At 35.2% G+C, this 12056-nt stretch carries 10 protein-coding genes and 1 pseudogene; 2 read left to right on the top strand and 9 right to left on the bottom strand.

Going from position 1 to position 12056, the window contains the following annotated elements; translation table 11 throughout:
* From B5P42_RS03575 to B5P42_RS33230, 3 genes are read right to left on the bottom strand one after another with little or no spacing between them, the layout of a single operon-like run.
* Nucleotides 1-4557 (bottom strand): non-ribosomal peptide synthetase, encoded by a 4557-nt coding sequence (locus B5P42_RS03575; RefSeq protein ID WP_113733664.1) that lies wholly within the window; start codon nt 4555-4557, stop codon nt 1-3.
* Nucleotides 4558-4571: 14 nt separating this feature from the next.
* Nucleotides 4572-5834, bottom strand: a complete 1263-nt coding sequence (locus B5P42_RS03570) for an MFS transporter (RefSeq protein ID WP_113733663.1) — start codon at nt 5832-5834, stop codon at nt 4572-4574.
* A gap of 22 nt (nt 5835-5856) precedes the next feature.
* Complete coding sequence (locus B5P42_RS33230; RefSeq protein ID WP_369008131.1) at nt 5857-5988, bottom strand: DnaB-like helicase N-terminal domain-containing protein; 132 nt, start codon at nt 5986-5988, stop codon at nt 5857-5859.
* A gap of 550 nt (nt 5989-6538) precedes the next feature.
* Between B5P42_RS33230 and B5P42_RS03560 the strand changes: the two genes are divergently transcribed.
* Nucleotides 6539-7708 (top strand): serine hydrolase domain-containing protein, encoded by a 1170-nt coding sequence (locus tag B5P42_RS03560; RefSeq protein WP_113733661.1) that lies wholly within the window; start codon nt 6539-6541, stop codon nt 7706-7708.
* Nucleotides 7709-8092: 384 nt separating this feature from the next.
* On the opposite strand, the gene B5P42_RS03555 is transcribed toward B5P42_RS03560, so the two are convergent.
* Together B5P42_RS03555 and B5P42_RS32495 are read right to left on the bottom strand one after the other, a co-directional pair.
* A complete protein-coding gene (locus B5P42_RS03555) occupies nt 8093-8779 on the bottom strand; it encodes an IS6 family transposase (protein WP_113733660.1) in 687 nt (228 codons plus the stop codon).
* A gap of 481 nt (nt 8780-9260) precedes the next feature.
* On the bottom strand, nt 9261-9530 hold the full coding sequence (locus B5P42_RS32495) for a hypothetical protein (RefSeq protein ID WP_258397404.1): 270 nt from the start codon (nt 9528-9530) through the stop codon (nt 9261-9263).
* A 419-nt stretch (nt 9531-9949) separates the two neighbouring features.
* Between B5P42_RS32495 and B5P42_RS03545 the strand changes: the two genes are divergently transcribed.
* Complete coding sequence (locus tag B5P42_RS03545) at nt 9950-10225, top strand: hypothetical protein (RefSeq protein WP_001087720.1); 276 nt, start codon at nt 9950-9952, stop codon at nt 10223-10225.
* Between the two features lie 67 nt (nt 10226-10292).
* On the opposite strand, the gene B5P42_RS03540 is transcribed toward B5P42_RS03545, so the two are convergent.
* From B5P42_RS03540 to B5P42_RS03520, 4 genes and pseudogenes are all read right to left on the bottom strand, one after another.
* Nucleotides 10293-10526, bottom strand: a complete 234-nt coding sequence (locus B5P42_RS03540; RefSeq protein WP_002068860.1) for a YuzF family protein — start codon at nt 10524-10526, stop codon at nt 10293-10295.
* A 238-nt stretch (nt 10527-10764) separates the two neighbouring features.
* Nucleotides 10765-10998, bottom strand: coding sequence for a hypothetical protein (locus tag B5P42_RS03535; protein WP_002144216.1), 234 nt, complete (start codon nt 10996-10998; stop codon nt 10765-10767).
* A 294-nt stretch (nt 10999-11292) separates the two neighbouring features.
* A complete protein-coding gene (locus B5P42_RS03530) occupies nt 11293-11439 on the bottom strand; it encodes a BC1881 family protein (RefSeq protein ID WP_000738547.1) in 147 nt (48 codons plus the stop codon).
* 546 nt (nt 11440-11985) lie between these two features.
* Nucleotides 11986-12056 (bottom strand): annotated as a pseudogene (locus tag B5P42_RS03520) (CarD family transcriptional regulator); the annotation flags it as partial.

The raw sequence follows: 12056 nt of genomic DNA, 5'->3' as shown, positions 1-12056 counted from the left end.
TTACACCCTCTTCTTTGTTAATTTAAGTAATACTTTGCTCAAGCTTTCTTCCGTAAGATCCTCAGCATCAGCAAAATCTGATACTGTAAAAGCTGACTCTGTTGTTGGTTTATTTATAAGTTGACGAAGATGCCTCAACATACTATCTGCTATCGCTTGAATTTTTAATCTAGAAAACTGTTCTCTACTATATATCCAAACAAAATGTAACTTCTCATCTTTTACCATACCGATAATCTCAATTAGGTGAGATGGCTTGGAATCTGGAGCATGATCTAAAAATGTAAACCCTGTCTCTTGCATAAACAAAGATTCCTTTGAAAACACTTGATCAAATTGGCCCAAATAGTTAAAGCTTATTGAAGGCTTTTGCTGATAAAACGGAAGTAATTCTTTTTTCAAGTAACGTAAAATACCATAATCAACTCCACGATTCGGAATTTGACGCAATTGATCTTTTACAGCCTTTAATCCTTCAATAGGTGTTTTAGTTCCTTGAAAATTCAGATGAACAGGATAAATACTCGTGAACCAGCCCACTGTCCGTGATAGATCAATACCTTCAACCATCTCTTCTCTCCCGTGTCCTTCTAGATGAATAGAAACCGTTTGCTGATTCGTACAATCGACGATAGCTTGTCCTAATGCCGCCAATAGTACCTCATTAATCCTTGTCTTATGAGTCACTGGAACTTCTTGTAACAATGCATGTGTTTCTTCTACTCCTAAAGTCCTCGTCACTTGATCAATCGATTCTTCTGTTGTTTCTTGCATTGGATAGTCCATTGGAATTTTCATCGTTTCTTTTTCTACCCGTTCATTCCAATAATCTTGTACTTCTTTTGAAATACCCGAATCACTGTATGCCTGCAGTCGTTCCGACCACTCTTTAAAAGATGTACTTTTCGCAGGTAGGCGAACTCCTTGACCTTGTTTCATCTGATTATATACCGCCTGTAAATCTTCCAATAGAATTCTCCACGATACTCCATCTACTACTAAATGATGAATCACCCAGAATATTCGATCATTTCCAGACAAGGTGTCCTCAAAGTAAACTACTCTCATTAACGGACCTGTAACTAAATTGAAACTAGTTTGAGTAATGTTCATCTCTTCTTGTATTACTTTATTCCACGCTTGTTCATTAGCTTTGTTCCGTTTTACCACATGAAGTACAGAATGCTCATCAGTCCCTTCATTTCTCTGCCTCCACGTTCCATTTGGTAACTGTTCGTACCGGAAACGTAAAGCATCATGATGTTTTAGTAAGTTTAAGATCGCTCCTTCTAGTAACTTCACGTCCAATCTCTCTTTTACTCTTAAAAGCATCGATTGATTCCAATGCTCCGGACGTGAATGTTCTTGCTCGAAGAACCAGTACTGAATTGGAGTAAGGGGTACTTCACCTGTCACAATTCCCTGCTCCGCTTGTACTCCCTGAGTTTCTATAGCCACTTGTGCCAACTCGGCAATGGTTGGGCATTCAAACATTTGCTTTGGAGTAAGTTTTAATCCTACTTGACTTGCTTGAGATATGATTTGAATACTGAGAATCGAATCGCCACCAATTTCAAAGAAATTATCATAGATTCCCACATTTTTAACACCTAATACTTGCTTCCAGATGGTAGCCAGTATCTTTTCGTTACTATTCCGAGGGGCAACAGATTCACTGTTAATCTGCTTTTCCTCCGGCATAGGTAAGGCCTCACGATCAACTTTACCGTTAGCTGTTAGTGGAATGGCCTCCATCGTCACAAATCCCGAAGGGATCATATAACTCGGTAGTTTTGCTTTAAGATACTCTCTCCACGCACCTACATTTCCATCTCCTACAACATATGCTACTAATCGTTTATCACCCGGTTGATCTTCTCTAACAATTACAACAGCCTCTTTTATAGATGCATATGCATTTAAAGTAGACTCAACCTCCCCAATCTCAATTCGGAAACCACGTATTTTAACCTGATGATCAATTCTTCCACGATAATCCAGATTCCCATCCGGCAAATATCTCGCCAAGTCTCCTGTCTGATATAATCTTGCTTTCGGATCACTACTAAATGGATGAGGTATAAAGCGCTCTGCAGTTAATTCAGGTCTATTTAAATACCCACGTGCAAGCCCTGCCCCGCCAATATAAAGCTCACCATCTACACCTATAGGTACAGGTTGTTGATAAGCATCTAGTATATACACTTCTAAATCTGGAATCCGCTTTCCGATATTACTTCTTGAAGCATGCTGCACATCATCTTGAGTAATTGGATAATATGTAACATGAACGGTAGTTTCTGTAATTCCATACATATTAATTAGCTGCGGTTCTTTCTCCCCATACCTTTGAAACCACGGTAACAAGCTAATAGGTTCTAACGCTTCTCCACCAAATATCACATAACGCAGCTGCAAGTTTTTATTCTCATCTTCTTGTTCACACACCTGTATTAACTGTCGAAATGCGGAAGGTGTTTGATTTAGAACTGTGACTTCTTCCTCCACCAATAATTGATAAAAATCTTTGGGCGATCGACTAATCCAGTACGGGACAACAACTAATTTCCCACCATATAATAATGCTCCCCAAATTTCCCATACTGAGAAATCAAATGCATAAGAATGAAAAAGCGTCCAAGTGTCTTTTTCATTAAACTGATACCAACAATCCGTCGATTTAAATAAACGAATGACATTGTGATGCTCTATCATAACGCCCTTTGGATTCCCTGTTGATCCCGAAGTATAGATTACGTAAGCTAGGTTTTGAGAACTTACATCAGAAAACGGCAAGGTCTTACTTTCTTGCCCAATCTCATCTCTAGCACGAGCCAGGCAAATCGATTTAATATTTTCTGGTAACCATTTCAATTCTTTTAAACTTTCTTGCGTTACGAATAACTGAATGCCAGCATCCTCTAAAATATATTGAAGTCGCTGCTCTGGATATGTTGGGTCAAGTGGAACATAGGCTCCACCAGCCTTCAAAATCCCTAAAATACCTACAATCATTTCTAGAGAACGTTCAACGCACAGCCCAACTAAAGTATCAGGTCCTACTCCTTTTTTCTGCAGATAATGAGCTAACTGATTTGCACGTTCATTTAGCTCCCTATAAGTAACTTTTCCTTTTTCATACGTAACTGCAATAGAATTTGGATAAATCATCGCTTGCTGTTCGAACAATTCATGAATAGTTACTTGAGGTGGAAAATCAAGCTTAGGATTGTTGAACTCTACTAAACTTTTTCTTTTATCTTCTTCTGAAATAATTTCAATCTCAGAAACCTTTTGCTTTGGGTTTTTAAATGTATTTTCTATTATTGCTAACATGGTTTTAAAAAAGCGGTTTATCTCTTCTTTAGAAAATAGCTCTTTACGATAGTCAATATGTACTTGTAAAGAGTCTATATCAGTCAAATTCTCAATATGTACTGCAAAATCTTGCATTTCTTCACCATTTGGAATCCAAAGTGAGTCACCACTTTCATCACGATCTCTATAATCAATCGTAGTTCCGAAAAGTCTAACATTGCTGTTATTCTCTTTATTAATCTGCTTTAATAACAAATCAAATGGGTATTTCTGATGTCGTAATGATTTACTTTGTTTTCTGGACACCCTACCAATAAATGAAAGTACCTCTTCTTCTGGATCGATATCCATTCTTAGAGGCACCGTACTCACCATCATTCCAATTAATTCCCGTTCCATTTTAGTCATACGATTGCCATAAGCCATTCCTAATGCAATATCAAGCGATGAGGTCCACCGATACATAGACAATGAGAAAGCAGCAACAAAAAGGGTATATAAACTAAATTTGTAATCTTCAGAAAATTTTTCTATCTTTTTCTTCAAATACTCCGATAATATAAACGTTTCACGTGATGCTTTGGTACTAACTTGGTACGTATTATAGGGCTTCAATCCCGTCACAGAGGGAAGTGTTTTAAATTCCTCTAACCAGAATTTTTGATCTTTTTGAAAGCGACTACCATTCAAGTATGTTTGTTCATTGGCCAGAAATTGAACATATGAATTTCTAATTTCGCCTACCTCAGTCTCGTTATGCATCTCATCATAATATTTTGCAATCTGACTGATAAATATTTGGATTGATAAACCATCCATGATAACATGATGAACATTCCCAAAGACTGCACATTCATTATCGTTTAATTTTATTAAAGCGAAATAGTATAAATTTGAATTAAATAATGTAAACGTTTCTTTTGTTTTCTGCTCGACCCATTTCTCAAGCAAATCTGGATCCTCCACAGAACTGAAATCGAAAAACTCAAATTCTTGTTCTTCATGTTTAATAAAAGATTGTTCAGGTTCCTGATGCCCATTTTCTTTTAATCTGATGCACAGACCGTCATTTTCACTGATAACACGATTCACAACTCGGTTTAATTTTGAATAGTTCATTTTTCGATGAAGCTTAAATAAGAACCTTAAATTACATATCCCCTTATCAGAATGAATAACTTCTGTATACCATATTCTTCTCTGCGGGTGACTTAATGGATAACATTCCTCATTGGTCATAAAAACTCTTCCCTTCAAAAATTATTTACTCTTATAGGTTCTTGTTTATGTGTAACCCATAAATATTTCTGTAGTGAAACCCCAATTACTGCAATGATGATGAGCCCAATACCCACATAAAAATAGAGTTCAATTACTCCGAAAAAGTGAACCAGTGGACCGCTCATAGCAGGAGAAATAATGAGGGCTGCATTTGCTAAACTGCTTTGAATCCCAAATACTCTTCCGACCTGTTCTTGATGAGATTCTATTTGTAGAATGACTTGATTGGATACAAACATAAGTCCACTTCCAATACCAGCTATAAAACTGATCAGATAGGCAAAAATGAGGGATGTATCAGGACTTACCAGAGTTATCAGACTAATTCCCCCAAAGCCAATTCCCATTAAAGCAATACCTCCACATATTACCCAACCATATTGAAAATGTTTTAATTTCTGAGTTAAGAATGCGCCAATTATTCCTCCAAGACCAATAATAGAAATGATGTATCCCATTTTACTCTTATCATTTGGGAACAAGCTCTTAAATAAAGTAGGGAACTGTGAGTCTACTAATTGTAATACTGCCATAGCTATTGTAAAGAAAATCATGGTTGATAATATCATCCGATTGGATAATACATAACCCCAACCTTGTAACCAAGCAGTCCAAGTACTTTGCTGTTTCTTTTCTATATGTTCTCTTGACAGAGATTCCTGTAACCTTATTGTGGGCAACAGAACCAAAGCAGCTAGTAAACAGCATATTGCCCTTATAATCAAACAAAACTCTGGCTGAAACCAGCTCAGTAACATTCCTCCTATAAGTGGGCCCAGTATCTTGGTTCCTTGCTCAACTATCCCATTGATACTTACCGCTTTGGTAAGCAAATCAGGAGAAACAATCTGTCGTGTTAGTGTTTGCTGTGCAGGATAGTAAAAAACGGTGAAAATGGAACGAACCATTAATGCTAATAAAAGCCAATGAATATTTTGGACAAATAAAAGAACAATTGTTAATAAACCAACCATTAGATTACAAAACATCATAATTGGAATTTTTCTAAAGCGATCAGCAATCACGCCTGCCCATGAACTAAATATAATCCCAGGAAGTGCATACGCAACGGGAATTAATCCAATCATGGTGGGGTCTACTTCCCATTCAAAACTAACAATGGTCATAATGGCTAACATGTCAATAAATACTCCGAGCATAAGCAGTGAATACGCAGAGAAAACTTGTAAATAAATTGTATTTCCCCATAGACTTTTTGATTCGGTAGTTTTCATAAAAACGAGCTCCTTAAGTTTACTAAATAGGGGCGATAGAAACTAATTGAGTGGGATAAGAGACTTCTCCCGCCTCTTCAATCCTATTCTTTTTTTGCAGTTCGTTTGTGATGGTAATGAAATCAATAGCTTGCTTAGACTTTCTCAAAGACACTAACGCTCTAAAAGTGAGATATTGACTAACAATTAAATCATAACACTCCTATTAATGGGATTATTTTCTAAAAATAATATAGAAAATAATGAATATTCCGATTATTTCTTTCTAAAAACCAGAAATATTTCTATAAAACAACTAAATTAAGATTAAATCGTATCGCAGATTTTAAATAATATTAATAAATAGAATCTATTTTGAACGTAAGAAATTTGTAAGGAATGGGTAAGGAAAAAGAGAGTTTCATTGTATAGGATAAAAATATTACGAGGCGTGAAAGGCGGAACAGATATGACTTATATATGAAAAACAAACTAGTAACAAAAGTGTTTCAAGGAAAAGAAGTAATTTCTGTGGTTTACAAACATGTGAAAAAAGAGAGATTTACCGTTTGTTAGGGCAGAATGGCGTTGATAAAATAATACTTATGAAGATGATTACAAATTCAATGTTGACCTTTTGTAATCGGTGAAGATGATAGCTGTGTGGTTAGAATGAAACAGCAAGCAACCACCTATACAATATGAATATAGGAGAGGAATGCCTTATGAAAACACGTATTCAAATTACATTTGCAAGTCTGGCCCTTTTAATAGCTGGAAGTTCCCTGTTATATACAACACCAACCTCAATTGTAAAAGCAGAGCCCACTCAAAATGTATCTAGTTCGTTACAAACAAATCCTCAACGAGATCGTACTTCCGTCAAGCAGGCAATGCGGGATACATTGCAACTTGGATACCCGGGGATACTTGCTAAAACTTCGGAGGGTGGAAAAACGTGGGGGTATGCCGCTGGGATAGCGAATCTAAGCACCAAGCAATCAATGAAAACAGATTTCCGCTTTCGCATTGGCAGCGTGACGAAGACGTTCACCGCAACGGTTGTACTTCAATTAGCTGGAGAGAACCGCTTGAATCTAGACGACTTTATCGAAAAATGGTTGCCTGGTGTCATTCAAGGAAACGGATATGATGGTAACCAGATTACTATCCGGCAGATATTGAACCATACAAGTGGTATCGCTGAATACTCAAGGTCAAAAGATGCTGATTTTATGGATACAAAAAAATCGTATATGGCTGAAGAGTTAGTGAAAATGGGGATTTCTCTGCCTCCAGACTTTGCCCCAGGAAAGGGTTGGTCTTATTCAAACACAGGATACGTATTACTGGGTATTCTTATTGAAAAAGTAACCGGAAACAGCTACGCGGAAGAGATTGAAAATCGGATTATTGAACCGCTTGAATTATCGAATACATTCCTACCTGGCAATTCAAGCGTTATTCCAGGCACTAACCATGCCCGTGGATATGTCCAACCAGACGGAACAAGTGAGCTAAAAGACGTTACTTATTATAACCCAAGTGTAGCTAGCTCAGCTGGAGATATGATTTCTACTGCTGACGACTTAAATAAATTCTTCTCTTACTTGCTCGGTGGCAAATTACTGAAAGAACAGCAACTAAAACAAATGCTTACTACAGTTCCTACAGGAAAAGAAGGAATCGATGGATATGGTCTTGGAATCTATGAAACTAAGCTTCCAAGCGGTGTCTCGATATGGGGACACACAGGTGGCATTCTAGGGTTTACTACTCTTGTTGGAGGTAAACTTGGAGGCAAGCATACGTTGGTCGTCAATTGGAATAGTTTGGGTAGAACTGACAGTCCTAATCCTTTTAAAAATATTTTACTTGCTGAATTTAACAAGTAGACAAAAAGGAAAACAGGATAAATTTTGTCATAGTTTTTATAGTTAAAAATATATCTTTCTGGTTTAAAAACCCACAACTTACTCTAAAAAATAAATTTTGTTTTTTTGGAATTTTGTTGGAAACCCAATGTTATTAAGCTAATAAAACAAAACCCTCTCTAAAATGAAAAAATACGCTATTCTTTCTGTAGAATCATAGGAAAGGGTGGCGTTTTTGTATGTCTCTTTCTGTATCTAATGAATTACAACGTGAATCAATCTAATATGATTTCAGTATTTCATTTTATCAATAGGTTATATTAGGTTCTGTTGCAAAGGTTCTGTTGCAAAGGTTCTGTTGCAGAGCTGAAAAAAGATAAAGAGGGCTATCGATTGGGATATAATTTAAGCAATTGCTACTAATTTTTGTAATTCTTTATACACAGAAAAGACGGAGTCTGATTTAAGACTTCGTCTCTGTTTATATATGGCTTGCATCGTTTCGATTCCTTTTATGGTACGTGAAGCATGACGAATAGTTTGAAATCCAGAAGATTTGGCAAAGCGCAGCTTTACATGTCGATGATCCTGTTCAATGAGGTTATTTAGATGTTTGACGGTGCAATATTTAGTATGTGTACAAAAATCATCTTTCTGTAATTTTTTGAACGCACAAAGCAAGGCAGGAGCCTTGTCTGTAGTAAGAACCGCTGGTTCTCCAAAAGCTTTGATGAGTCGCTTCATAAACATATAAGCCGCTTGATGATCACGTGTTTTACGAAGGTGAATATCCAAAGTATGCCCGTCTCCATCAATTGCACGATAAAGATAGCACCACTTTCCTCTAACTTTGATGTAAGTTTCATCTAAATGCCAAACATGGTATGATGACTTGTTTTTCTTCTTCCAAATTTGATAGATCAGATTGTCGTATTCATGGACCCAACGCATAATTGTTGTTGGATGAACGAAAATAACACGTTCTTTTAGGATTTCAGATACATCGCGATAACTTAAAGAAAAACGACAATAATAGCCAACGGCTACCAAAATAATATCTTTTTTGAATTGTTTTCCTTTAAAGTATCCCATGTATCATTCTCCTCATCTCAAATCCCCTACAGTTTAGCTCAATTTGAAAAACTTTGCAACAGAACCGTTGTATCCATAAAACGAAAAACACGCTATTCTTTTTGTAGAAATATACAGAAAGGATAACGTCTTTTTTACTTTATGGATAGTGTGAAACCTTAGCTTGATCGCGATGAGGTAGGACACCTTTTTCAACTAACGTACCTCTAGTCTAATAAAGATAGCCTAATAAATCTAACTCTCCATCCTGCCATTTTACATTTCCCAGTTCCTTAATCATAAGTTCGTTTATAACTTCATTTCCTATGCTGAAAGTAGTCTGATTTTGTTCATCTATTTTAAGCCACTTGCATTTATTCTCTACCGATTTGTATCCTTTTTTTTAATACAAGCTTTTGTTATCGGCAAATAAGAGTAGAAAGTCAATAGACTTACCCTTGCAGAAATTTTCTATTTCTACAAGCAATAAGTTTCCTATTCCTTAGGAACGAGCTTCTCTTGATACGCATAAATCAATAATTCCAAGAACTCTTATAGGCATACCATTTAAGTTCATCACTCTATAATCCAAACCTACCTGACCAATAAGTTGATTTTTCTCAGTTAAAGCCAATAATCTAAAATGAGGGAGTTGTTTAAAATAGATTCTTTCCCGAGGGTAACTTTCTTCAAAACACTCTACTAATAATCTTTGAATAGCCAGCCTTAACTCTTGATCCACTTCATACTCAAAAATCTTTTCTATGTTCAAGTTATCTTCTCCTCACGACTAAGTTTTCTACAAAAATTTCGTCGGCATTAAACAGTAATCCTTCTAGCGGTACTTTTTATATTTAGTTTAATAGGTATAGGGACTGCTGCATAGCCATTAAGTTGATATCTTAGATCCCCGCGGAACAAATATTTTTACCTTTTATAATAATTAAGCTTATTTCTATCGTTTTGGGTTACTTCAAAATATTAGGTTGATGGGCATGGGGTCACCAGGCCCATAAAGAAAATTGTACGTTTAGACATAAAATCGACACATTTTGATTAGTTCTCTGTACGTTAAGGAGTTAGTTTGTATATTTGAGGAGATGTGCGAGACAGGTGTAAATTTAGAGGAATCCAATATTTTCTATTCAAATATGATAGAATGGAAATATATCCAAAACGGAGGAACAACAAATGAACTCAAACACAAAACAGTTTATTTATGATATCCAGCAAAGAAAGAACAATTATATAGAAAATGTATTAATAGCAATACAACACCCTAAAAAAGAGCAATCTGAACAGGTCATTCAAAATATAGTAGAGAAGATGGATATGATGATCAGTTTAGTTACTACTTACATGGCTATTGAGTCAGAATCTATGAAAGAATTAAAAGAGCTTCAGGAAGAAATTATTCATGCTCAAGCATATATTCAAAAACGAAAATTTGAAGAAACACAGAGATAATACCCTGTGTTTTTATTTGGTCGTCTATGACACCAATCTGTTATAAATTAAATTAGATGTAATTTGATCATTGTTTTGGCATAATCCATACAATTTGTTGAATACGTACAATATACGGTACTGTATCTTCAATGAGCAAATGATCTGGTTTCACATCCTTTAACTTTCCTCTTACATTACCTCTTACAGTTTCAATAACCACATGTTTACCAATTACCGATTGTAATGTCTGATATACGTAGGGATTAGGTACACTTACCATATTTTGTTCACTAAAGTCATTTCCCTCCAAATAACTCATTCTATAAGACTCCTTTCTAACTTACATTCTTTCTCTTAATATATGATATAAATCTTATAAATATGCTAGAAGGATAAATCATTATGTGAACGAAAATAACATTTTAATAAGGTACGTTTTCTATTTCTAAATTGCTAAAAAATTATTTATATAAGGTCACTTTTTCTAGTTAATAGGTGATGATATCGGGATACTTTGCATGTACATCCAGGTTGTTCCTTTCAAGATATGTATCATTTTAAATACGCCCTTTATTAGAATACTGCTCATACTTTTTTTGAGATTCTTTAGTAATACGTGCGTTAAGTAAAATTGCTAACAACAAAAACACTCCATATTCCCCCCCTGTAGCTCCTATGATAATCACACTACTACAAACAAGTACAATTAATAGGAGTAACGAAACTAAAGAAATACGTTCATAGTTCTTTGACATCTTCTCGTATTTTATGCGTTGTTTCCTTGCATCCATCTAAATTCCTCCTTAAAATTATCAATTTTCCTATAAAATAAATCTCGCCCTTAAAAAGAAAACAATCTATCGGTTCAAATAATTAGTTTTTTTAAGCAACTAATTTATATAACATAAAAAGAAATCCTACCAATATTAAGCTTACCACTATGATAATCCCGACCCTCTCCTTCCTTTTAACCCCAATACATTAGATAAAAGTTATGTATATCCCATATTAGCTGCAGCAAACAAAAAGGATCTTCCCTTCTCGTAAAGGCTGATCCTTTTCTTCGTTCATACAACTATTTTTAGCTATTCTTGATTAATTAGAATAACAGCTGGTCCATCTACACGAATTCCACCAACTTCGATTTTTTCATAAGGCTCAACTGTAATAGAAATGATTCCTTCTCGCTTCTTTAATTCATTACTTAATTCTTTTGTTAACATTTTTTTCATGTGTGCACTCCTTCTTACTGCTTAATTTACTATTGTTATGTAAATAAAATTAAAAATGGTTTCCTGGTCTGGAAACCATTTTTTGTAGTTGACCATATGGTGTTACCAGTTCGTTTATCAATTTTACGTAAAGAAGATAAACAATTACTATTCACTGTCTCAGTAGATGTAAGGAACTCTGAAAGATAGCGGTGAGATTGATTGTATTTTCTTCTAGAAATAATGACTTAGATAGTATATTACCTAAAACAATGAAAGCCCTACCTCTCTTTCATCCTTACGGCTCCTTGTCCGTGCCAGTGTGAATCAGGATTGCAAAAATCAAGTGACTATTTAATCGAGTTATTTGATGAAACTTCGAACGTTCGTAAAAGAAATTTAAAAATAAAAATGGATTAGATTGAAGTAATAACAAAAGAGGTTCCTACTCTAAAAGTGAGTTGAAGAAGTTGAATGTCTTTGAAATGATTTACTTTTAATAATAATCATATTCCCGAAAAATTCAGGATATTTTCGGGGGATGTAATACATTATCTATAATGAACCTTAACAGAAACTTTTTAATTGATTTTCAGTGATCCCTTTAATTAAACCCAGTTCACTAATCAAAAATTCAT

Source organism: Bacillus sp. SRB_331 (assembly GCF_003264175.1).
In the GTDB taxonomy this organism is placed as follows: Bacteria; Bacillota; Bacilli; order Bacillales; family Bacillaceae_G; genus Bacillus_A; species Bacillus_A mycoides.
The sequence above is the reverse complement of the archived record's forward strand: the minus strand, read 5'-3'. Positions and strand labels throughout refer to the sequence as shown.